Origin of the sequence: Flavobacterium sp. (genome assembly GCF_027533505.1) — a bacterium.
Taxonomy (GTDB): domain Bacteria; phylum Bacteroidota; class Bacteroidia; order Flavobacteriales; family Flavobacteriaceae; genus Flavobacterium.
The window spans coordinates 22,554-46,225 of sequence record NZ_JAPZUB010000023.1; the positions used below are offsets into that span (position 1 = coordinate 22,554).

Below are 23,672 nucleotides of genomic sequence, written 5' to 3' on the forward strand. Positions count from 1 at the left end.
TACAACTATGAAGTATTTACGATTTCCAAGTTTGGAAGAACAACAAAAAATCACGACACGTCAAGTTCAAAACAGTTTGGCGCTAGAGGAAACCGTTCGCACCATTTTTAGCGATGTTCAAAAAAAAGGGGACCAAGCCGTTTTCAAATATAGCCAGCTTTTTGATGGTTTTCAAGGTGAAAATCTTCGTGTTTCGCCTGAAGAAATACAAAAAGCAGCTTCGCAAATCGCTCCTAAATTAAAACAAGCGATTGACCGAGCAGCCCAACAAATTCATACTTTTCACGAAAGTCAGCGCGAACCCATCCAACGCATCACCACGTCGCCTGGAGTCACATGCTGGAGAGAAAGCCGCCCTATTGAAACCGTGGGACTCTATATTCCGGGTGGAACCGCTCCCTTGTTTTCCACCGTATTAATGTTGGGAATTCCGGCTCAAATTGCGGGTTGCCCCAATCGCATTCTTTGTACGCCCCCAAACGCCCAAGGAGAAATTAATCCCGCCATTCTATATGCTGCTCAAGTAGCTGGGATTACGGAATTGTACAAAGTGGGCGGTATTCAAGCCATTGCGGGATTGACCTTTGGCACAAAATCAATTCCTAAAGTTGATAAAATTTTTGGCCCTGGAAACAAATACGTAACCGCTGCCAAATCCTATGCGCAACAACTTCAAGTGGCCGTTGATTTACCTGCCGGCCCCAGTGAAGTATTGATTATTACGGATGCCAACAGTAATCCCGATTTTGTCGCAGCGGACTTACTGGCGCAGGCCGAACACGATGCCGATAGTCAAGTCATCGTGGTGAGCGATTCGCCTGAACAACTTCAATCAATTCAAGCCGCTATAGACCGTCAATTAACCGATTTACCGCGCAAAGATATCGCGCAACAAGCCTTGCAAAACAGTTATGCTATTGCGCTACCGAGTTTGGACGATTGTTTCGCCTTTAGCAATGCCTTTGCGCCCGAACACTTGATTGTGGCCTTGGACAATGCTGCGGATTGGTCGTCAAAAATCACCGCTGCTGGATCGGTTTTTTTAGGAACCTATAGTTGTGAAACCGCAGGCGATTATGCTAGCGGCACTAATCATACTTTGCCAACCAGCGGCTATGCCAAAGCTTACAGTGGTGTGTCCTTGGATAGTTTTATCAAAAAAATAACTTTTCAAGAAATTACGAAAGAAGGCCTGAACGATTTGGGTCCGACCCTCGAAATTCTCGCCGAAGCCGAAGGTCTTTTCGCACACAAAAATGCCGTTTCCCTACGTATTAAAGATAACAACTCATGAATCCATTAACCCTTATTCGTCCCAATATCGCCCAACTCATCCCGTATTCCAGTGCACGTGAAGAATATTCAGGCGCCGCAGGAATCTTCTTGGATGCGAATGAATTTCCCGTTGGAACCTATAATCGTTATCCCAATCCTGAAGCGAAAACCCTTACATCGGTACTTGCTGCGCAAATCGGATGTACAGAAAATCAACTGATTTTGGGCAACGGCAGCGATGAAATTATTGATTTCGTGCAACGCGCTTTTGGAATTCCGGGAACGGACAGCATTATTGTTTGTCCACCTACTTACAGCATGTATGAAGTCTATGCGAATATCAATAATTTGCAATGCATCCGCATTCCGTTGACGGCTGACTTTCAATTGGATATCCCCAAAATTTTAGCCCAAAAAGCAAAAATCCTGTATGTATGTTCGCCCAATAATCCAACGGGAAATGATTTGGAAAACATCGAAATCCTCCTTCAAAATTTCGAAGGGATTGTCTTTTTGGATGAAGCGTATATTGATTTTAGTCCCAACAACTCCAAAATTGAGCTCCTCCACAACTACCCCAACCTCATCATTGCTCAAACCCTCAGCAAAGCCAAAGGATTGGCCGGTTTACGATTGGGAATCGGCATCGCGCATCCTGAGCTTATTGCCGTTTTAAAAAAAATCAAACCCCCATACAATGTGAGTCAGGCCAACCAAGAACTAGCGCTTCAAGCTGTTCAAAATTGGGATCCAGCATCGGTTGAACCCCTAATCAAAGAACGTGAAAAATTGGTGGAAGCCTTAAATAACATCGCATGGGTTCGCCGCATTTTTCCCTCGGTGACCAATTTCATTTTGGTGGAAATGAATGAAGCCGACCGCGTCTATACTTTTTTAACGAACCGAAACATCATCGTTCGCAACCGCAGTAAAGACGTTCCCAATACCCTGCGAATCACGGTAGGAACCCCAGAAGAAAATGAATTACTCCTTAAAACATTAGCCGAATTCCAATGAAAAAAATACTCTTTATCGACCGAGATGGGACCTTAATTCAAGAACCTCCCATCGATTACCAAGTAGATGCTTTGGAAAAACTGGAATTTTTTCCGGGTGTTTTCACCTACTTAGGAAAAATTGTACGTGAAATGGATTATGAATTGGTTTTGGTGACCAATCAAGACGGTTTGGGTACCGCTTCTTTTCCCGAAGAAACCTTTTGGCCGGCTCAAAACAAAATGCTACAAGCTTTTGAAAATGAAGGCATCCGCTTTCGCGAAATTTGCATCGACCGTTCCTTTCCTGAAGACAACGCGCCCACCCGAAAACCGGGAATTGGAATGCTCAAACCCTACCTCAACGGCGCCTTTGATCTTTCGAATTCCTGGGTCATTGGCGATCGATTGACCGACGTTCAATTGGCACAAAATCTCGGCTGTCAATCGATTTTAATGCAAACGGAACCCAATGATGCAGCCACGTTCACGGCGCCGAATTGGGAAACACTCTACACCTTTTTGTCCCAACAAAAAAGAAGTACAATCGTAAAACGAACTACCAAAGAAACCCAAATTGAAGTGGAACTCACCTTAGAAGGTGCTGGAAAGGCCGAAATTCAGACGGGCTTGCGGTTTTTTGACCACATGCTCGAACAAATTGCACGCCACGGCGGACTCGATTTACGAATTTCAGTACAGGGTGATTTGGATGTCGATGAACACCATACGATTGAAGATGTTGGTATTGTATTGGGAACCGCAATGGATAAGGCTTTAGGAACCAAACGTGGTATAGAACGCTATGGTTTTATGCTGCCTATGGACGATTGTATTGCAGCAACTGCCCTTGATTTTGGGGGCCGAAGTGCTTTGAATTGGAATGTGAAATTCAAACGGGAAAAAATCGGAGATGTGCCCACGGAGATGTTTGATCACTTTTTCAAATCCTTTTGTGATGCAGCCTGTTGCAATCTCTATGTGAAAGCCAAAGGCAAAAATGAACACCACAAAATTGAATCTATTTTTAAATCGTTTGCCCGATCGCTGAAAAGTGCGGTGCAAAAAAATGCGCAACATCAATTACCCTCAACCAAAGGACTTTTATGATTACACTTTTAGATTATCAAGCCGGCAATTTGCATTCGTTGCAAAATGCAATTGAACGATTGGGGTATTCGGTCCAATGTTCGTCAAATCCTGAGCAGTTGTGTCAAGCAGAAAAGGTGATTGTTCCCGGTGTGGGTCACGCCGCACCCGCCATGGCATTTCTCAAAGAAAACGGACTGGATAGGGTGATTCGCGAACTTACGTGTCCTGTGTTGGGTATTTGTTTGGGCATGCAATTGTTAACGGAATTCACCGAAGAAGGACAGGTGATTGGTTTAGGTGTTTTTGACGTAGCTGTAAAAAAACTAAGCGGTCATTTAAAAATCCCGCACATGGGTTGGAATAATGTGCACTACAAACCCTCAAAACTGTTTGAAGGAATACCTCAAGAAGCCGATTTCTACTTTGTGCACAGCTATGCTGCTACATTGGGAGAAAGCACGTTGGCAACTTGTGAATACGGCGCATCGTTTAGTGTCGCATTAGCCAAAAACAACTTTTATGGGGTACAATTTCACCCCGAAAAATCAGGAAAATGGGGGCAACAGCTCCTGCAAAACTTTTTAGCATTATGAAAATTATACCCGCTATTGATCTACAAGGAGGTTGCTGTGTGCGATTAGCACAAGGGGATTACCTCCAAAAAACGGTCTATGCTTCCGATCCTCTAGAGCAAGCACTCCTTTTCGAACGGTGTGGCGCGACACATTTGCATCTTGTCGATTTAGATGGTGCCCAGTCGCAATCAGTGGTACATCTTGAGGTTTTGGAAAAAATTGCGAAACACACACAGCTTATCCTTGACTTTGGCGGAGGAATCAAAACTGAAGCCGATTTGAAAAAAGTGTTGGATGCCGGTGCGCAGCAAGTCACTCTTGGCAGTATTGCAATCAATCAACCCGAATGGGTCAAGAAATGGGGTGCAACCTATGGCTACGAACGTTTTATTTTGGGGGCGGATGTTCGAGGGGAACAAATTGCCACCAACGGTTGGCGTACCCAAACCGACCATTCGGTATTCAATTTTATAGCAACATACAGCGCTTGGGGCTTTCGTCAATTTATGGTAACCGATATTGCCAAAGACGGTATGCTTAGTGGGCCATCAGTGGCATTGTATCAAAAAATATTGGCCGAATATCCCATCGAACTTATTGCTAGTGGTGGGGTGAGTTCGTATGCAGAAGTGCAAACGCTGCGTGCAATCGGTTGTGCGGGTGCCATCATCGGAAAGGCGTTGTATGAAGGATGGATTGATTTACACAAACTGCTCGAATCATGCTAAAAAAACGAATTATTCCCTGCTTAGATATCCAAGGCGGTCGCGTGGTGAAAGGCGTTGGTTTTGAAGGATTACGCGACATGGGCGATCCGATTGCTTTGGCACAACGGTATGATGCTGAAGGCGCTGATGAATTGGTATTCTTAGACATTAGTGCTACGCTTGAAGAACGCGCTACACTTTCGGAGTTGGTACGTAACATTGCCGCCACGATTCAAATTCCCTTCACCGTAGGCGGCGGCATTCGATCGGTAAATGATGCTAAAAAATTGTTGCGATCTGGCGCCGATAAAATCAGTATCAATTCGGCAGCATTGGAACGACCCGAATTAATCACGGAATTGGCTGCAGCCTTTGGCAACCAATGTGTTGTAGTAGCCATTGATGTAAAAACGGTAGACGGTGTGGATTATGTGTTTTCACATGGAGGCAAAAAAGCTACCCAGCGTGAAGCGTTGTCGTGGGCGAAAGAAGCCGAACGCTTGGGTGCGGGAGAAATCTTACTTACCTCAATGAACCAAGACGGTGCGCAAACAGGGTTTGCCCTTTCATTGACGAAAAAAATAAGTCGGGCATTATCCATTCCAGTAATTGCCTCTGGTGGCGCAGGAAGTGGAGCAGATTTTTCCCAGCTATTTAAAGAAACTGAAGCGACGGGAGCCTTAGCTGCAGGAATTTTTCATGCGGAAAAAGTGGCGATAGCAGCCATAAAAAACGAATTATTCACCCAAAAAATACCGGTACGATGGAACCCCAATTTATAAATGACACCCAACTTCTTCCTGCCATTATTCAAAATGCGTTGACAGGTAAAGTACTAATGCTCGGCTACATGAACCGTGACGCCTTTCTATTGACCAAAGAATCCCAAACGATTACCTTTTTTAGTCGGAGTCGGAATGAACTCTGGACGAAAGGTGCGACCTCAGGGAACTACTTGCGATGGACGTCCTATGCGGTCGATTGCGATCAAGATGCTATTTTATTTCAAGTAATTCCCGACGGACCTACTTGCCACACTGGTGCTACATCTTGTTTTGAAAATGCCCCTGAACTCGGTTTTTTGGGTAGTTTAGAAAACCTCATTCAAGAACGTTTAATTGCGGCAAATGAAGATTCGTATGTATGGCGTTTGACCCAAAAAGGGACTGCAAAAGTTGCCCAAAAAGTGGGTGAAGAAGCCGTTGAAACTGTAATTGAAGCGTTGCAAAACAATACATATCGTTTTAAAGAAGAAACGGCCGATTTACTCTTCCATTTGTTGCTACTTTTAAATAATCAAAAGGTAACTTTGAAAGAAATTACGGCTGTTTTACACCAAAGAAATCAATCTAAAGCACAATAAATCAACTAATTATAACTTTTTTGATTTTTTTTAGAAAAAGATAAAAACAACTTTTATACTTTTGTCTTCATGAATTGCAACAATCAAAATACCAATTGGTGGCACAACCCGTACTCCGTTTCTGGATTGCGATGGTAATGCTATTGGTGTATTTTCTTCAATAACAGCTTAACCCGCCTTTCCAGGCGGGTTTTTTTATTCCCTAATTTTTCCTTTTTATGGCTTATATTTTAACCACCGAAGTCCGAACGGCGCCGGGTGATTTACACACACCGGTAGCACTTTACCTCAAATTACGCGACCGTTTTCCCAACAGTTTGTTGCTGGAAAGTTCGGAATACCAACGTCGTGAAAACAGTTTGTCGTACTTGTGTTTACAACCTATGGCACAATTTGAAGCAGATTTGGATCAAATTAAAATCCAATTTCCCGACGGTTCAAACCCACAGTATTCTACCCAAAACACCTCAGTAAGTGAAGCATTACATGATTTTTGCTCCCAATTTGTTGTAGAACCGAATGCCTATGCATTCACTACCCAAGGGTTGTTTGGCTATACTTCATATGATGCGATTCCTCTTTTTGAACCTATTCAATTACACCATTCCCCGATGGATGTTCCGCTTATCCACTACCAATTGTTCCGATTCCTTTTGGTTTTTGACCATTTCAAAAATGTCCTGTATTTCGTTGAAAATCGGTTGGAAAACAGCCCTTCCGAATTGGATGCTTTGCACGAATTATTGGTCAATCCAACGGTGGCGACTTTTCCCTTTCGTACTGTAGGTGAAGAACAGGCTAATTGTAGCGACGAAGCCTTTTTAACCACCCTCGAAAAAGGAAAAGCACATTGCTACCGCGGTGATGTTTTTCAGATTGTGCTTTCCCGTCAATTTCAACAAGCGTTTCAAGGCGATGATTTTAATGTTTACCGTGCCTTACGATCGGTAAATCCCTCGCCCTATTTATTTTACTTTGATTACGGTTCGTATAAAATAATGGGATCCTCACCCGAAGCCCAATTGACGATTCGACAGCAAAAAGCAACCGTATTTCCTATTGCGGGAACGTTTCGTCGAACAGGTAATCCAGAGGAAGACAAAAAAATGGCATTTGCCCTGCGGGAAGATCCGAAGGAAAATGCGGAACATACCATGCTCGTCGATTTGGCACGAAATGATTTACATAAACAGTGTTCCCAAGTACAAGTCGAGCGTTATAAATCGATCGAATTCTACTCCCATGTGATTCACATGACCTCAAAAGTCAGCGGCCAATTAGTCCCCGATTACCAACCCTTAGCGGTTTTAGGAGCCACTTATCCTGCGGGAACCTTATCGGGAGCGCCTAAACACCGTGCCATGGAACTCATTGATGAATTAGAACCCAACAACCGTGGCTTCTATGGTGGAACGATAGGCGTGCTAGGGCTTGATGGCACCTTAAATCACGCGATTTTTATTCGATCGATTGTGAGTCGAAACAACACGCTAACCTATCAAGCAGGTTGCGGTGTGGTCCTTCATTCCGACCCACAAATGGAATTACAAGAAGTCAATCATAAACTGAATGCGGTGCGAACTGCCATTCAAAAAGCTACCCAATTTGCCTTATGAAAATTTTAGTTTTAGACAATTACGATTCCTTTGTTTACAACTTGGTTGCCCTTATTCGAGAAGTAACTTCGGCTCCCATCGATGTAATCAAAAATGATCAAATTGATTTGGAATCGGTGACGCTTTACAGCCACGTTTTGCTTTCACCCGGACCAGGTATCCCCACTGAAGCTGGAAAAATGATGGCGGTCTTGGAGCGCGTTGCACCCCACACGTCGGTTTTGGGTGTTTGTCTTGGACATCAAGCCATAGCTGAATTTTCAGGAGCGCGACTCAAGCAATTAACCGCTCCGCTGCATGGCGTTACCTCGGCATTGGTCCAAACCCAATCGGATAACTTATTTGAAACTATACCCAAAACATTTCAAATTGGTCATTACCATTCTTGGGTGGTCGCTGATGATAGTGTACCAAATTCCCTTGACGTACTCGCCTTGGATGAGCAGCACCATATTATGGCGATCAAACATAAAGGGTTCCCCTGGCGTGGAGTTCAATTTCATCCCGAATCCATACTCACCGAACACGGCAAAACCCTTATTTCCAATTGGATCAAAAATTAAAACTATGAAAACGTTACTGGATTATTTATTTACGCACCAAACCCTAAGTCTCGAAGCCGCTAAAGAAGCCATGCTCACCCTGACTTCGGGAACGGTCAACCCGACACAAATTGCAGCCTTCATGACTGTTTTCAATATGCGTGCAATTACGTTGGCCGAACTCATCGGATTTCGAGAAGCGTTGATCACCCAATGTGACCGCATTGACCTTTCGGCCTACAACCCCATGGATGTATGTGGTACAGGAGGCGATGGCAAAAACACTTTTAATATTTCGACCTTAACGGCATTTGTAGTCGCTGGCGCTGGCATACCCGTAGCCAAACATGGAAACTACGGGGTGTCTTCCATCTCTGGGTCGTCAAATGTTTTGGAGGAATTGGGTGTGACTTTCCCTACGAATCCTAAAATCATCGAGGAGCAATTGGCGACCACCAACTTAACCTTTCTGCATGCGCCCTTATTTCATCCCGCTTTAAAAAATGTAGGCGCCATCCGAAAAGAACTCGGCCTCAAGACCTTATTTAACAAACTCGGTCCTTTGGTTAATCCCGCCCAACCCAAAGTACAAATGACGGGTGTTTTTAATTTAGAATTGGCGCGAATGTATCATTACATCTTACAAGAAGAAGGTGTGCAATACCGCATCCTGTATGGGTTAAGCGGTTGTGATGAAATTACCTTAACCGATACGGTGAAAGTCATTCATCCCGAAGGCGAATCCTTTGTTACGGCTGAAAACTTGCGCTTAGAACCCGTTGCCTTAGAAGCATTGGAGGGTGGTAAAACAGTTGCCGAAGCCGCCCAAATTTTTACTCAAATTTTAAAAGGGAAAGGCACTCCCGAACAAAATCGGGTAGTTTGTACCAATGCGGCGATGGCTTTACTTACCTATGATCCCGACTATTCATTTGAAACAGCTTATCAAATCGCAACGGAATCACTCCTGAATTTGAATGCGGCTAACGTACTCACCCAATTAAAATCAATCGCATGAACCTGTTAGATACCCTTGTACAAAGTAAAAAACAAGAAATTTCGTATTTAAAAACCCATTTTTCAAACCGTTTTTTTGAAGAGCAACCGTTGTTCAATAGCGCCACACGGTCTTTGAAAAAGAGCATTGAAAATTCGGTAACCGGCGGAATTATCGCCGAATTTAAACGGCAATCTCCTTCAAAAGGGGTCCTCCATGCCCATGCTAATGTGGAAGCAATTACTACAGGATATACTGCCGGACTCGTCGCAGGCATTTCGGTTTTGACGGATGCGCCTTTCTTTGGGGCCCTGCCTAACGATTTTGCGGTGGCTCGTGCCCATAATCCGATTCCGCTGTTGCGCAAAGAGTTTATTTTGGACGAAATCCAACTATGGGAATCCAAAGCCATGGGAGCCGACGCCATCTTATTAATTGCGCGAATTTTATCGGCAGAAACCTTGGAACGATTAACTGCGGAGGCACATCAATTGGGACTCGAAGTGCTCCTCGAACTGCATCAAGAAGAAGAACTTGAAAAAATCAATCTGGAGCAGGTCGATATCGTGGGGATCAATAACCGCAATCTCAATTCGTTTGAAGTCGCTATTGAACACAGTATCGCTTTAGGAAAAAAAGTACCCGAAAATTGCATCAAAATTGCAGAAAGTGGCATTGATTCTTTGGAAACCCTTCGCCATTTACAACACCACGGATTCCATGGTTTCTTGATTGGAGAACAGTTTATGAAACAGGAAAATCCGGGAGCCTATTGCCAACAATTTATACACAACTTACGATGAAAATTAAAATATGTGGGGTGTTTGACCCCGAAAATATAGCTGCTGTAGTTTCAGCGCAACCTGACTTTGTGGGATTTATTTTTTATCCCAAATCGAAACGGTATGTCGGAACGAATTTCGATCCCAATTTAATTGTCAATCTCCCAAAATCGACCCAAAAAGTTGGGGTATTTGTGAATGAAAATCGGGACCAAATACAACGTATACATTCAAAATTCAATTTGGACTACATCCAATTGCATGGCGATGAAACCCCAGAGGATTGTGCGTTTTTTAAATCAAAAAGGATGCGGATCATCAAAGCATTTGGGGTGGGAGACGGATTTGATTTTTCATCTATAGCCGACTATCTTCCCTATTGCGACTACTTTTTGTTTGACACGGCAACGCCCAATTATGGGGGAAGCGGACAATCGTTTCATTGGGAAATTCTCAACGATTATCCCTTTGACACACCCTTAATTTTAAGTGGAGGATTGGGTGTGGCCGAAGTAAAAACCCTTTTAAAATCGGGGATTCCCAAGGTAGAAATCCTAGATTGCAACAGTCAATTGGAGAACGAAAATTACCACAAGAATCTAGATTTAGTAGCCGAAGTGATCGCCTTAACGAGAAATAAAAAGGTAGGGATCCAACCTGATGCAGCGGGGTATTATGGCGAATTTGGTGGCGCTTTTATTCCTGAAATGTTGTATCCCAATGTCAAGGAATTGCAAGAGCACTACTTGAGTCATTTGCACGATCCGGAATTTCAGCGGGAATTTCAGAGCTTATTGAAATCCTATGTGGGACGGCCCACGCCGCTGTTTTACTCCAAAAAATTATCGGCGCTTTACGGAGGAAAAATTTACTTGAAACGGGAAGATTTGAACCATACGGGGGCACATAAAATCAACAACGCCATTGGTCAAGTATTGTTAGCCAAACGTTTACAAAAAAAACGAATTATTGCCGAAACGGGTGCGGGCCAACACGGCGTTGCAACGGCTACGGCTTGTGCTTTATTGGGAATGGAATGTACAATTTATATGGGCGAAATCGACATCCAACGGCAACAGCCTAATGTGGAGCGTATGCGCTTGATGGGTGCAAAAATTGTCCCTGCAACGAGTGGTAGTCGAACCCTTAAAGATGCTACCAACGAAGCCATTCGGGCTTGGATTAATAATCCTGTGGACACCTACTATGTGATTGGTTCGGCCGTGGGACCGCATCCGTATCCTGATATGGTGGCGCGATTTCAATCGGTGATCAGTGAAGAAATTCAAGAGCAACTGAAACAAGAAACCGGTCTATCGGCACCCGATTATGTCATTGCGTGTTTGGGTGGTGGCAGCAATGCGATTGGTGCTTTTTATCATTTTATTGGAAACCCGAACACCCAATTGATTGCGGTAGAAGCCGGAGGATTGGGCGTTGACTCGGGAAAAACAGCGGCTACCATTGCTTTGGGGAAAAAAGGGATTATCCATGGAAGTAAGACCTTTTTAATACAAACCGATGATGGGCAAATTGTCGAACCCCATTCCATTTCGGCGGGATTGGATTATCCAGGGATTGGTCCGGTGCATGCGCATTTGAGCGCCACGGGACTAGCCAAAGTTGTTTCGGTCACCGATGAAGAAGCGGTGACAGCAGCCCTGCAATTGGCGCGGTTGGATGGTATTTTACCAGCTCTTGAGTCAGCACATGCGTTGGCTTACTTGCCGAAGATGCAATTGCAACCCGACGAAATTGTAGTCGTGAACTTATCCGGTCGCGGTGACAAAGATTTAGCCACATTAATCCCTTTTTTACATCATGAAAAATAGACTTCAAACCCTAATGGAAAAGGGGCCAAAACCGTTGCTTTCCATTTATTATACAGCAGGCTTTCCCTCGCTAGACGCAACTATTCCTATCGCCGAATTTTTGGAACAACAAGGCGTTGACTGTCTCGAAATCGGTTTTCCATTTTCCGATCCCTTGGCCGACGGGCCCTTAATTCAAGCCAGCAGCTCCCAAGCCATTGAAAATGGAATGACCCTCTCTGTTTTATTTAAGCAATTGAAAAACTTGCGCGGTCGAGTATCGATTCCCGTGGTATTGATGGGGTATTTGAATCCGGTGCTGCAAATGGGAGAAGTAGCTTTTTTGGAAGCCTGTGCGCAAGTAGGTGTGGATGGGGTTTTACTTCCGGATTTACCCTTGGAGTATTTTGAGAAAAACTTGAAAGTTCACTACGAACGATTGGGAATTGCGCCGATTTTCTTGATTACACCTGAAACTCCTGAAGCGCGCATTCGTGAAATCGATCGGTTGAGTCAGGGCTTTATCTATCAAGTTGCCTCCAACAGTATTACGGGAAGTGAAGCCAGTTTAGCTTCGCAAACCGCGTATTTTGAGCGTATCGCTGCAATGGACTTGCGAAATCCTTGTTTGACCGGATTTGGGATTCACAATCGGGAAACCTTTGAACTGGCCACTACCTACAGTCGGGGCGCTATCGTAGGGAGTGCGTTTATTAGGCAGTTACAAACATTGGAGGGTGATTGGGAAAAACTCGTGCCTTTTTTGAATCAATTTCGAAAATAAAGAACTGATTCTTTAGGATTTCCTTTTCATTTGTGAAGTGATTTTTGGTGTATCTTTGTACCGCCTAAAAGCAAGTTACATTAATTTCAAATTCAACGATTATGTATCCAGAAGAAATGGTAAACCCCATGCGTGCTGAATTAACGGACGCAGGTTTTCAAAACTTATATACTGCCGAAGCGGTAGAAAATGCAATTAAACAAAACGGTACCACCTTGGTTGTGGTCAACTCAGTATGTGGCTGTGCGGCGCGCAATGCCCGTCCGGGTGCGAAAATGAGTTTGGATGGCGACAAAAAACCCGATCATTTGATTACGGTTTTTGCAGGTGTTGATCGCGAAGCGGTGGATACGGCGCGTCAACACATGTTCCCGTTTCCTCCTTCATCGCCGAGTATGGCGTTGTTTAAAGATGGCGAATTGGTTCACATGTTGGAACGCCACCACATTGAAGGCCGTCCTGCTGAAATGATTGCAGAAAATTTAAAAGACGCGTACAGCGAATTCTGTTAAGCGTTTTCAAAACAAAACAACAACCCTCAATGGCTACCGTTGGGGGTTTTTTTGTGGAAAATAAAGAATACTTTCTTCTCCATTTATCCTTTTGATAGTATCAAATGATTCTATGGGACAACGAATTTTCATTTTCAAAAAGGGCTTCTTTACAGCACTGCGCGCAAGGGATAGTAGCGAAAATCCTTTTGGGAAACCCAAAAGATTGTAGCGAATAGCCCGACCCTTTAGGGATGCGCCCAAAACTTGGAAAATTCAAAAAAAACGGTACTTTTGCCCTCGAATTCCGCCATTGTGAATTTATATTTCTCACTTAATACGTTTATAGCATGCAACTGTACAACACATTAAGCGCAGAAGAAAGAGCTCAATTAATTGAAGAAGCGGGTCAACAACGGTTGACATTATCTTTCTATGCGTACGCCAAAATTGAAGATCCCAAAAAATTTCGCGACGATTTATTTTTAGCTTGGAACGCACTCGATGCGCTCGGTCGTATTTATGTAGCTCACGAAGGAATCAATGCCCAAATGAGTGTTCCTGCCGAGCATTTTGAGGCCTTTCGTGAGACATTAGAAGCCTATGATTTTATGCGTGGGATTCGGTTGAACGTCGCGGTTGAGCACGATGATTTCTCGTTTTTAAAATTGACGATTAAAGTCCGACACAAAATTGTAGCCGACGGATTAAACGACGAAACTTTTGATGTGACCAACAAAGGGGTACACTTGAATGCGCGTGAATTCAATGCGATTTTGGACGACCCAAACACGATTGTGGTGGATTTTCGTAATCATTATGAAAGTGAAGTGGGTCATTTTAAAGGTGCGATAACGCCGGATGTGGAAACGTTTCGCGAATCGTTGCCGATTATCAATGAGCAATTAAAAGATTTTAAAGAAAATAAAAACTTGGTGATGTATTGTACCGGTGGTATTCGTTGTGAAAAAGCGAGTGCATACTACAAACACCAAGGATTTAAAAATGTATTCCAATTGGAAGGCGGCATTATCAACTATGCCAAACAAATCAAAGAAGAAGGATTAGAAAGCAAGTTTATCGGAAAGAATTTTGTGTTTGACCATCGTTTGGGCGAGCGCATTACGGATGATATTATTGCACAATGTCACCAATGCGGGAAACCGTGTGACGACCATACCAATTGCGTAAACGACGGCTGTCATTTATTATTTATTCAATGTGACGAATGTAAGGCTGCGATGGAAAATTGTTGTTCGCAAGAATGCCTGGACACCATTCATCTTCCATTGGCCGAACAGGTAAAATTGCGCAAAGGCATTCAAGTGGGCAACAAAGTCTTCCGCAAGGGGAAATCCGAAAAACTAAAATTCAAGCATTCGGGAGAATTACCGGAAGTACCGCTAGCAAAAGCGACCACGGATATTCGCCAAAAAATCAACCCGAAACGGCGGTTGAAAAAATCACTTTTGGGCAAAGTGGCGCATTACTATGTAAAAGCGGGTATCGGTTTGGTAGAGATGCAAAACGGTGCACTGCAAAATGGGGATCGCCTCCTCATTGTGGGTCCGACCACCGGCGAAATGGAGCTTACTATTTCCAACATGCACGTTAATGGTGTATTGGGGGACAAAGCGCAGGCGGGCGACAAAGTTACCTTTGCCGTTCCGTCACGGGTACGCTTATCCGACAAAGTATATTTGATTTTAAACTAAAAAAACAGCATACTTTTTCGCCTGATTTCGTTGGAAGTCAGGCGATTTTGTTTTCAATAGCTTCCCCCTTTTTTGCATTTTCCATAATTGAAAAAATACTATCTTTACAAACGAATCGTTTAGGGTAAACGTAGTCGATGGATTACTGTCGACGATCAATATATATTTTCTTATGGCATGTACAAACTGTTCCTGTGGTTCGTCGAAAAGTGACGGAGCCAAAGGATGTGGAAATAATGGCACTTGCGGCGCCAATAGCTGCAACAAACTTACGGTATTTGATTGGTTAGCCAACATGAGTCTCCCTTCCGGGGAAGCGCCTTTTGACTGTGTGGAAGTGCGTTTCAAAAACGGACGCAAAGAATTTTACCGCAATACAGAAAAACTAACGTTAAGCATCGGTGACATTGTGGCAACGGAGGCATCTCCCGGGCATGATGTGGGTATTGTGACGTTGACGGGAGAATTGGTAAAAATCCAAATGAAGAAAAAAGGGGTCGATCACCATTCGGCCGAAGTGTTGAAAGTGTACCGTAAAGCCTCTCAAAAAGACATTGATATTTGGAGTGCTGCCCGCGATCGCGAGGAACCGATGAAAGTTCGCGCCCGTGAATTGGCAATTCGATTGAATTTGGAAATGAAAATTTCGGATATTGAATTCCAAGGCGATGGCTCCAAAGCTACGTTTTATTACACGGCCAGTGACCGTGTGGATTTCCGTCAGCTGATTAAAGATTACGCTTCAGAATTTAAGATTCGTATCGAAATGAAGCAGGTCGGTTTCCGTCAAGAGGCCTCGCGCTTAGGGGGTATCGGGTCTTGTGGTCGTGAATTGTGTTGTTCGACTTGGTTGACCGATTTTCGCAGTGTCAATACGTCGGCAGCGCGTTACCAGCAATTGTCGTTGAACCCGCAGAAATTGGCGGGACAATGTGGGAAATTGAAGTGTTGTCTCAATTTTGAATTGGACACCTACATGGATGCTTTACGTGACTTCCCTGATTACGAAACCAAATTGAAGACGGAAAAAGGGGATGCGGTTTGTCAAAAACAAGATATCTTCAAAGGATTGATGTGGTATGCTTACACGGATAATTTTGCGGCTTGGCATGTTTTAAGTACAGAACAAGTAAAAGAAATTATCGCGATCAATAAAGAAGGTGGTCTTGCCTCTGCTTTGGAAGATTATGCAGTTGAAGTGGAGCAAGAAGTGGAAAAAACATACAATAATGTAGTTGGGCAGGAGAGTATCACTCGATTTGATCAACCCAAAAAGAAAAACCGCAGCAAGAGCAAAAATCGAAATAAAGGAAAAGGCCGAGAGGGTGCTGTAGTTGAAGGACAAAGTGCGTCTTCACCACAAAAAAACAATCCGTCAAGAGGCAACCAACCCCAGCGTAACCCGCAAAATCGTTCGCAACAATCGAGTGGGAAACCGCCGCAAAAGGAACGTCAAAACAACGCTCCTAAAGAAAACTCCAACCCACAAGTTCAAGGACAAAATCAAGGACAAAACCCGCAAGGTGAACGCACAGGGAATCGCAATAAACGCAATAAAAAACGTCCCGGAAATAGCAATCGTGGCAATTCGAATGAGAGCAAAAACAATGAAGGTACGAACTAGTTTACTCTTTTTAGGGCTTTTGATAAGTTGCGCATCGTGCGACAAAAATGGCGTATTTGACGAATACAAGTCGGTAGGCAATGCCTGGCACAAAGACAGTATTGTACATTTCAACTTACCGAAGTTAGACGTAGGAAAAAAATACAACTTGTTTTTGAATGTGCGCGACAACAAAGACTATCCGTTTGACAATCTTTTTGTGATTGTTTCACTCGAACAGCCCAATCGTAAAGTGTTGGTGGACACCCTAGAATACAAAATGGCGCATCCCGATGGAAGCTTGATGGGCGAAGGGTTTAGCGATGTCAAAGAAAACAAACTTTTTTATAAAGAGAAGTTTACTTTTGATCAAAAAGGAAACTATAAAGTACATATTCAACATGCCTTGCGTGAAACCGGTAAAGTTCCTGGCGTAGCGGATTTAAAGGGCATTACGGAAGTTGGATTTAGAATAGAAACGACCGAATAATTATGGCAAATCAATCCCCGAAACCCCAGACTGTCGTAAAAGACATTAAATACTACCAAAAAAAGTTTTGGCGTTTGTTTTTTTATACGCTAGGGAGTGTTTTTTTGTTTTTTCTTTTTGCCTCGTGGGGCCTTTTTGGAGCCATGCCTTCCTTTGAAGACTTGGAGAATCCAAATTCCAACTTAGCCACCGAAATCATCTCCAGTGATGGGGTCGTATTGGGAAAATTTTACAATGAAAACCGAACCGCCGTCAAATACAAAGACCTACCGAAACACTTGGTAGATGCCTTGGTAGCAACAGAAGATGAGCGTTTTTATGAGCATTCGGGTATCGATGCTAAGCGAACTTTTGGGGCAGCCGCACGATTGGGAGCCAATGGGGGAGCCAGCACCATTACCCAGCAGTTGGCCAAATTATTGTTTCATGGAGAGGGGTCTAAATTTTTACCCTTCCGGGTGGTTCAAAAAGCCAAAGAATGGATTATTGCGGTACGATTAGAGCGCCAGTATACCAAAGATGAAATCATCGCTTTGTACTTTAATCAAGTTGACTTTGTGAATGGTGCCGTGGGTATTCGATCGGCTGCTAAAGTGTATTTTAACAAAGAGCCCAAAGATCTTACCATCAATGAAAGCGCTACTCTAGTGGGTATGCTCACCAATCCCTCGCGGTTCAATCCAAAACGTTTTCCCGAACGCTCATTAAAACGAAGAAATGTGGTGTTGGGACAAATGGTGCGGAATAAAAAACTCGAACCTGCAGCGAAAAATTTATTGGAAAAACAACCCATCAAACTCGATTTTCGTCCCGAAAGTCACTATGAAGGCTTGGCTACCTATTTTAGAGAATACCTCCGGGATTACATGAAAAATTGGGTCAAAGAACACAAACGAGCTGATGATGAAGAATACGATATTTATGGGGATGGATTAAAAATCTACACCACATTGGATTCCAAAATGCAAGAACATGCTGAAGAGGCCGTTCGTGAGCACATGAAAAATTTACAAGAGGAATTCTTTTTACAACAAAAGGAAAACAAAAATGCACCCTTTGTAAACATCACACCCGCCGAAACCGACAAAATCATCAACCAAGCCATGCGCAATTCCGAGCGTTGGCGAATTCTAAAAGCGGATGAAAAAACGGAGGAAGAAATTATTGCTTCTTTTAAGAAAAAAACCAAAATGACCATATTCACTTGGCAAGGGGAACGCGATACGGTAATGACTCCTCTAGATTCTATTCGGTATTACAAACATTTCTTGCAAGCGGGTATGATGGCGATGGAACCCCAAACAGGACACATCAAAGCCTGGGTGGGTGGTATTAATTACAAGTATTTCCAATACGACCACGTGGGGCAAGGCGCGCGTCAAGTGGGGTCGACGTTCAAACCCTTTGTATACGCTACCGCAATCGAACAGCTGAATATGTCGCCCTGTGATACCATCATCGATGGCCCGTTTATGATTCGTAAAGGGAAACATAATGTAACCGAAGATTGGGAACCGCGCAACTCCGACCACCAATACCGAGGCATGGTTACGTTGAAAAAAGCCTTAGCGTATTCCATTAATACCGTTTCTGCAAAATTAATTGACAAAACCGGTCCTGAGCCTGTTGTCGAACTCACCAAAAAACTCGGCGTAACCACCGAAATCCCAATGCAACCCTCGATTGCTTTGGGTGCGGTAGACATTACTGTACAAGATATGGTGGCCGCCTATTCCACCTTTGCCAACCAAGGGGTTTATATCAAACCGCAGTTTATCCAACGTATTGAAGATAAAAACGGAGCCGTGATTTACGAGCCCGTTCCTGAATCGCATGATGTGTTGAATAAAGATATTGCCTTTGCCGTTATTAAACTGTTAGAAGGTGTAACCGATGAAGGTTCAGGGGTGCGTTTACGCACGCAATCTGGAGGAAGTGGCGACACCCGTTGGACAGGTTATCCGTACATGTTTACCAACCCGATTGCGGGTAAAACAGGAACTTCTCAAAATCAATCCGACGGTTGGTTTATCGGAATGGTACCGAATTTAGCAACCGGTGTTTGGGTGGGTTGTGAAGACCGATCGGCCCGTTTCAAAAGCATCACCTACGGACAAGGAGCCACAGCTGCTTTACCGATTTGGGGGTATTTTATGGAAAAATGTTATGAAGATCCCGACTTGCAAGTTTCCAAAGACGAATTCATAAAACCCGAAGGATTCAATATCAAAGTGGATTGCTGGAGTCCGCGAAGTTCCTCAACACCGACCGATTCCACCGCTGTTGATCCCGTAGACGATCAAAATCTGGATGAATTTAATGGAATATAATGAGGCGCTTTTTCCCGCTGTCCGCAGTACCTGTCTGCCGAAAAAGGCAGGTCCAAGCACTGCGTTACGGGGATGCCGTTTCCAACAGGGCTGAATACCAAATCCTGCTCCAATTGGGGCAGGATTTTTTTATGTCCCATTCCCCTATTCTTGGGCTTTATTTCCTAAATTTACGCCACAAACCAACGAATTTTCTTCATGATTAATAAAAAAGTAAACTCGGTTACCGAAGCCCTTCAAGGCATCGAAGACGGCATGACCATTATGTTGGGCGGCTTCGGACTTTGCGGTATTCCCGAGAATAGTATTGCCGAATTGGTGCAAAAAGGAACTACCAACCTTACCTGTATTTCCAACAATGCCGGTGTAGACGATTTTGGCCTTGGTTTATTACTTCAAAAACGCCAAATCAAAAAAATGATTTCTTCGTATGTCGGTGAAAATGCCGAATTTGAACGTCAAATGCTGTCGGGCGAACTCGAGGTAGAATTAACTCCTCAAGGAACACTTGCCGAAAAATGCCGCGCGGCCCAAGCGGGTATTCCTGCATTCTTTACGCCAGCTGGCTATGGAACCGAAGTCGCTGAAGGTAAAGAAACCCGTGAATTCAACGGTAAAATGCACGTGATGGAATTGGCTTACAACGCCGAATTTTCTATCGTCAAAGCCTGGAAAGGCGACGAAGCGGGGAATCTTATTTTCAAAGGAACTGCTCGTAATTTTAATGCGGTCATGGCAGGTGCCGCCAAAATCACCATCGCAGAAGTAGAGGAATTAGTACCCGCCGGAGCTCTTGACCCCAACCAAATTCATATTCCCGGAATTATGGTACAACGCATTTTCCAAGGTGAAAAATTTGAAAAACGAATTGAACAACGCACCGTTAGACAGAAATAGATTTGAAAATGATATAATTTGAAAATTTGAAGATGAGGAATGATAAAGATAATTTAATAGTAAATAAGAGTTTTGAGTTTGCTTTAAAAATCATCGCCTTTTCTGAAGAAATTCGTCAAATAAATCGTTTTGAAATGGCTTCGCAAATTTTCAGATGTGGAACCTCTATTGGAGCCAATATAAGAGAAGCTCAAAATGCTGAAAGCAAAGTTGATTTATTCATAAATTTAAAATTGCAGCTAAAGAAGCTGATGAGATTCAGTATTGGCTAAGTTTATGTAAAGAGTCTGAATTTTAACCAAATCCAAATGAAGAATTATTCAAAGAAATACAATCTATAAATTTGATTTTATCTAAAATTATTTCTTCTAGCAAGAAGACTTATTTTTCAAATTATCAAATTATCAAATCATCAAATTATGTTGGATAAAAATCAAATTGCAAAACGAATTGCAAAAGAAGTACAAGACGGTTACTACGTGAATCTCGGCATTGGGATTCCGACTTTAGTAGCCAATTATGTACGTACCGATATTTCGGTTGAATTTCAATCGGAGAATGGCGTACTCGGTATGGGTCCTTTTCCTTTTGAAGGCGAAGAAGATGCCGATATCATTAACGCAGGAAAACAAACCATTACCACACTACCCGGAGCGAGTTTCTTTGACTCCGCCTTCAGTTTCGGAATGATTCGTGCGCAAAAAGTGGACTTAACCATTTTAGGCGCTATGGAAGTAGCCGAAAACGGGGATATCGCCAACTGGAAAATTCCAGGTAAAATGGTAAAAGGAATGGGCGGCGCCATGGACTTGGTAGCCTCCGCAGAAAATATCATTGTCGCGATGATGCACGTCAACAAAGCAGGGGAAAGTAAGATTTTGAAAAAATGCACCTTACCCCTAACCGGTGTGGGTTGTGTGAAAAAAGTCGTGACCGAATTGGCTGTTTTGGAAGTCACTCCCAACGGATTTAAATTATTGGAACGCGCGCCAGGCGTAACGGTAGACGAAATTATTCAAGCGACCGAAGCGGCATTAATCATTGAAGGGGAAGTACCGGAGATGGTGTTTTAATTATTAATTTGAAAATTTGAAGATTTGAGAATTTGAAAATGTTCAACAAGAATTCATTTTCAATACCTCAAATTTTCGTGTTTAAAATAAATCCATGCGAAGTAAAGTAATCCTTAAAAAAGGGAAAGAAAAATCCATTCAACGTCGCCATCCTTGGGTGTTTAGCGGTGCTATATATGGCGTAACCCAAGAAATCAATGATGGTGAATTGGTCGATGTAGTCGATGCGCAAAACGAACATTTAGGTACGGGTTATTTCAGTGATAAAGGCAGTATAACGGTGCGTTTACTCACTTTTGGAGACGAACCCTTTACTGCCAATTTTTGGAAAGAAAAGTTGGAAGCCGCATGGGAAATGCGCAAACTAATCTTGGATTTCAGTCAAACCAATGCGTTTCGAGTCATTCATGGGGAAGGCGATGGGATTCCCGGACTTATCATTGACTTTTACCACAACCATTGGGTGATTCAAGCCCATTCTACCGGAATTTTTCTGCAAATAGAAGCCATTGCACAAGCGATTCAACAAGCCTTCCCTGAACATTGTGAAACCATTTACTGTAAAAGTAGTGGCACCTTACCGCAAACCGGAACCGATTATTTTCTCTTTGGAAAAACCGCAGAAACCCTTGCGCAAGAAAACGGCATTTCCTTTCATGTGAACTGGGTCGAAGGGCAGAAAACCGGTTTCTTTTTGGACCAACGCGACAACCGAAAACTCTTGGGCGCCTTTTCCAAAGACAAAAAAGTACTCAATACCTTTTGTTATACGGGCGGTTTCTCTATCTATGCGATGCAAGCGGGAGCGGAATTGGTTACCTCGGTAGATATTTCCCAGAAAGCCGTTGACTTGGCTGCACGCAATATGGAACTCAATTTTCCAGGTGCCAATCATACCGCTGTTGCTTCGGATGTATTTGAATTTATGCGCACCCACCACCAACACTATGATGTGATTGTGTTGGATCCACCCGCCTTTGCCAAAAGCATCAAAAGCAAACATACCGCGACACAAGCCTACAAACGCTTGAATGTGGCCGGACTCAAAGCATTAGCGCCCAAAGGAATTTTATTTACCTTTTCGTGTTCACAAGTAATCGATGACCTGTTGTTTTACAATACCGTTGCCGCCGCAGCCATCGAATCAGGGCGTACCATTCGTGTGTTGCACAAACTCACGCAAGGTCCCGATCACCCGACCAACATTTACCATCCCGAAGGACATTATTTAAAAGGATTGGTGCTATATGTTGAATAGACAACCCCAATATTAGGGTATAGTTACTATTGACTTTTTACGATAAAAATATAATTTTTTAGGGTTGTAATAGTAAAATAATATAATTTTTTAGGGTTTAAAACTTAATTTACTACATTTGTAGTATGATAACGAGAACCCTAACACAAAATATAGCAGCCGATTACAATTATAAAAAAGCGATTGTTGTGATTGGTCCAAGGCAGGTTGGAAAAACGACGTTGATTCAAAAAATAGTAGACGGTAGAAAAACCTTGTTTTTGAATGGAGATGATCCACAGACAAGATTACAAATAGCTTCTGCTAATTTTCAATTTTTGTTGCAGTTGGTTATGGACTATGACACCATTGTCATTGATGAAGCACAACGCATTGAGAATATCGGTTTGGCCATAAAAATGTTAGTTGATGCGAAATTAAATAAGCAATTTATACTTACTGGGTCGTCTTCACTAGATTTAGGAAATCAAATAAATGAACCCCTAACGGGAAGAAAATGGGAACATCAACTGTTTCCTTTATCGTGGAATGAAGTTAGAAATCACTATTCATTTGCTACTGCTTATGCACGATTGGAAGCGTTTTTAATCTACGGAATGTATCCTGAAGTCGTTACAGAGACCAACAAACAAAAGATATTGCTGCAACTATCCAGCAGTTATTTATATCAAGACATCTTGGAATTGGTCAACATTAAAAAACCTGATTTACTTTTAAAATTATTAAATGCCTTGGCATTACAACTCGGCAGTGAAGTTTCCTACAACGAATTAGCAAAAATCTTGGGCGTAGATCGCATGACTGTTGTGAACTATATTGATTTGTTAGAAAAAGTATATGTCATTTTTAGATTGCATCCTTTTTCGACAAACCAACGGAATGAAATCACCGCAAAACCAAAAATATATTTTTATGACAATGGCATACGTAATGCCATCATCGGCCAATTTAATCCCCTGCAAAGCCGTCAGGATGTTGGCGCTTTGTTTGAAAACTTTTTTATAAGTGAAAAAATGAAGCAACTGAAGTACAATGGATTTTATGGAAAAACGCATTACTGGAGAAACGCACAACAAGCAGAGATTGATTTTATCGAAATTTCTGAAAATGAGATTTCTGCCTATGAAATAAAATTCAATCCTCTTAAAAAAGTAAAATTTACAAAATCATTTACTGAAAAATATCATCCCAAAAATACACATGTCGTGCATCGCGACAATTTTTGGGAATACTTGATGTAAGACTAATTTGCTAAAGACAAACTTAAAGTCCATAA

At 42.8% G+C, this 23,672-nt stretch carries 22 protein-coding genes and 1 pseudogene; all 23 read left to right on the forward strand.

Features of this window, described 5'->3' with window-relative positions; all coding sequences use genetic code 11:
- The first annotated feature begins 7 nt into the window (after nt 1–7).
- The 23 genes and pseudogenes from hisD to O9316_RS05120 all read left to right on the forward strand — a co-directional run bounded on the left by hisD (nt 8) and on the right by O9316_RS05120 (nt 23,637).
- Nucleotides 8–1,294, forward strand: coding sequence for a histidinol dehydrogenase (gene hisD, locus O9316_RS05010; protein ID WP_298205413.1), 1,287 nt, complete (start codon nt 8–10; stop codon nt 1,292–1,294).
- Complete coding sequence (hisC, locus tag O9316_RS05015; protein ID WP_298205414.1) at nt 1,291–2,292, forward strand: histidinol-phosphate transaminase; 1,002 nt, start codon at nt 1,291–1,293, stop codon at nt 2,290–2,292. Before hisD ends, hisC begins: the two co-directional genes overlap by 4 nt.
- Nucleotides 2,289–3,380, forward strand: coding sequence for a bifunctional histidinol-phosphatase/imidazoleglycerol-phosphate dehydratase HisB (gene hisB / locus O9316_RS05020; RefSeq protein ID WP_298205415.1), 1,092 nt, complete (start codon nt 2,289–2,291; stop codon nt 3,378–3,380). Before hisC ends, hisB begins: the two co-directional genes overlap by 4 nt.
- Nucleotides 3,377–3,955: an imidazole glycerol phosphate synthase subunit HisH gene (gene hisH, locus O9316_RS05025; protein WP_298205416.1), complete on the forward strand. Its 579-nt coding sequence runs from the start codon at nt 3,377–3,379 to the stop codon at nt 3,953–3,955. The genes hisB and hisH overlap by 4 nt, the downstream gene beginning before the upstream one ends.
- On the forward strand, nt 3,952–4,665 hold the full coding sequence (gene hisA / locus O9316_RS05030) for a 1-(5-phosphoribosyl)-5-[(5-phosphoribosylamino)methylideneamino]imidazole-4-carboxamide isomerase (RefSeq protein WP_298205417.1): 714 nt from the start codon (nt 3,952–3,954) through the stop codon (nt 4,663–4,665). The genes hisH and hisA overlap by 4 nt, the downstream gene beginning before the upstream one ends.
- A complete protein-coding gene (hisF, locus tag O9316_RS05035; protein ID WP_298205418.1) occupies nt 4,659–5,426 on the forward strand; it encodes an imidazole glycerol phosphate synthase subunit HisF in 768 nt (255 codons plus the stop codon). The genes hisA and hisF overlap by 7 nt, the downstream gene beginning before the upstream one ends.
- Nucleotides 5,408–6,007, forward strand: coding sequence for a bifunctional phosphoribosyl-AMP cyclohydrolase/phosphoribosyl-ATP diphosphatase HisIE (hisIE, locus tag O9316_RS05040; protein ID WP_298205419.1), 600 nt, complete (start codon nt 5,408–5,410; stop codon nt 6,005–6,007). Before hisF ends, hisIE begins: the two co-directional genes overlap by 19 nt.
- Before the next feature lie 218 nt (nt 6,008–6,225).
- On the forward strand, nt 6,226–7,623 hold the full coding sequence (locus O9316_RS05045) for an anthranilate synthase component I family protein (RefSeq protein ID WP_298205420.1): 1,398 nt from the start codon (nt 6,226–6,228) through the stop codon (nt 7,621–7,623).
- The gene (locus tag O9316_RS05050) at nt 7,620–8,186 is read left to right on the forward strand and encodes an aminodeoxychorismate/anthranilate synthase component II (protein WP_298205421.1); all 567 of its coding nucleotides are present in this window, start codon (nt 7,620–7,622) and stop codon (nt 8,184–8,186) included. The genes O9316_RS05045 and O9316_RS05050 overlap by 4 nt, the downstream gene beginning before the upstream one ends.
- A 4-nt stretch (nt 8,187–8,190) precedes the next feature.
- A complete protein-coding gene (trpD, locus tag O9316_RS05055; protein WP_298205422.1) occupies nt 8,191–9,183 on the forward strand; it encodes an anthranilate phosphoribosyltransferase in 993 nt (330 codons plus the stop codon).
- Entirely contained in the window at nt 9,180–9,965 is a 786-nt protein-coding gene (locus O9316_RS05060; RefSeq protein ID WP_298205423.1) for an indole-3-glycerol phosphate synthase TrpC, read from the forward strand. The genes trpD and O9316_RS05060 overlap by 4 nt, the downstream gene beginning before the upstream one ends.
- Nucleotides 9,962–11,776 carry a tryptophan synthase subunit beta gene (gene trpB / locus O9316_RS05065; RefSeq protein ID WP_298205424.1) on the forward strand — a complete coding sequence of 605 codons (1,815 nt, stop codon included), beginning with the start codon at nt 9,962–9,964 and terminating at the stop codon, nt 11,774–11,776. Before O9316_RS05060 ends, trpB begins: the two co-directional genes overlap by 4 nt.
- Nucleotides 11,766–12,539, forward strand: coding sequence for a tryptophan synthase subunit alpha (gene trpA / locus O9316_RS05070; RefSeq protein WP_298205425.1), 774 nt, complete (start codon nt 11,766–11,768; stop codon nt 12,537–12,539). The genes trpB and trpA overlap by 11 nt, the downstream gene beginning before the upstream one ends.
- A gap of 101 nt (nt 12,540–12,640) precedes the next feature.
- The gene (locus O9316_RS05075; RefSeq protein ID WP_298205426.1) at nt 12,641–13,051 is read left to right on the forward strand and encodes a BrxA/BrxB family bacilliredoxin; all 411 of its coding nucleotides are present in this window, start codon (nt 12,641–12,643) and stop codon (nt 13,049–13,051) included.
- 329 nt (nt 13,052–13,380) lie between these two features.
- Nucleotides 13,381–14,745, forward strand: a complete 1,365-nt coding sequence (locus tag O9316_RS05080; RefSeq protein ID WP_298205427.1) for a rhodanese-related sulfurtransferase — start codon at nt 13,381–13,383, stop codon at nt 14,743–14,745.
- A 172-nt stretch (nt 14,746–14,917) separates the two neighbouring features.
- Complete coding sequence (ricT, locus tag O9316_RS05085) at nt 14,918–16,369, forward strand: regulatory iron-sulfur-containing complex subunit RicT (RefSeq protein ID WP_298205428.1); 1,452 nt, start codon at nt 14,918–14,920, stop codon at nt 16,367–16,369.
- Entirely contained in the window at nt 16,353–16,838 is a 486-nt protein-coding gene (locus O9316_RS05090; RefSeq protein WP_298205429.1) for a gliding motility lipoprotein GldH, read from the forward strand. The genes ricT and O9316_RS05090 overlap by 17 nt, the downstream gene beginning before the upstream one ends.
- Before the next feature lie 2 nt (nt 16,839–16,840).
- The gene (locus O9316_RS05095) at nt 16,841–19,168 is read left to right on the forward strand and encodes a penicillin-binding protein 1A (RefSeq protein ID WP_298205430.1); all 2,328 of its coding nucleotides are present in this window, start codon (nt 16,841–16,843) and stop codon (nt 19,166–19,168) included.
- Between the two features lie 198 nt (nt 19,169–19,366).
- Complete coding sequence (locus O9316_RS05100) at nt 19,367–20,065, forward strand: CoA transferase subunit A (RefSeq protein WP_298205431.1); 699 nt, start codon at nt 19,367–19,369, stop codon at nt 20,063–20,065.
- Between the two features lie 32 nt (nt 20,066–20,097).
- Nucleotides 20,098–20,495: pseudogene (locus O9316_RS05105) on the forward strand (four helix bundle protein).
- On the forward strand, nt 20,485–21,138 hold the full coding sequence (locus tag O9316_RS05110) for a CoA transferase subunit B (protein ID WP_298205432.1): 654 nt from the start codon (nt 20,485–20,487) through the stop codon (nt 21,136–21,138). The pseudogene O9316_RS05105 and the gene O9316_RS05110 overlap by 11 nt, the downstream one beginning before the upstream one ends.
- Nucleotides 21,139–21,232: 94 nt before the next feature.
- On the forward strand, nt 21,233–22,396 hold the full coding sequence (locus O9316_RS05115; RefSeq protein ID WP_298205433.1) for a class I SAM-dependent rRNA methyltransferase: 1,164 nt from the start codon (nt 21,233–21,235) through the stop codon (nt 22,394–22,396).
- Nucleotides 22,397–22,521: 125 nt separating this feature from the next.
- Nucleotides 22,522–23,637 (forward strand): ATP-binding protein, encoded by a 1,116-nt coding sequence (locus tag O9316_RS05120; RefSeq protein ID WP_298205434.1) that lies wholly within the window; start codon nt 22,522–22,524, stop codon nt 23,635–23,637.
- Nucleotides 23,638–23,672: the final 35 nt, after the last annotated feature.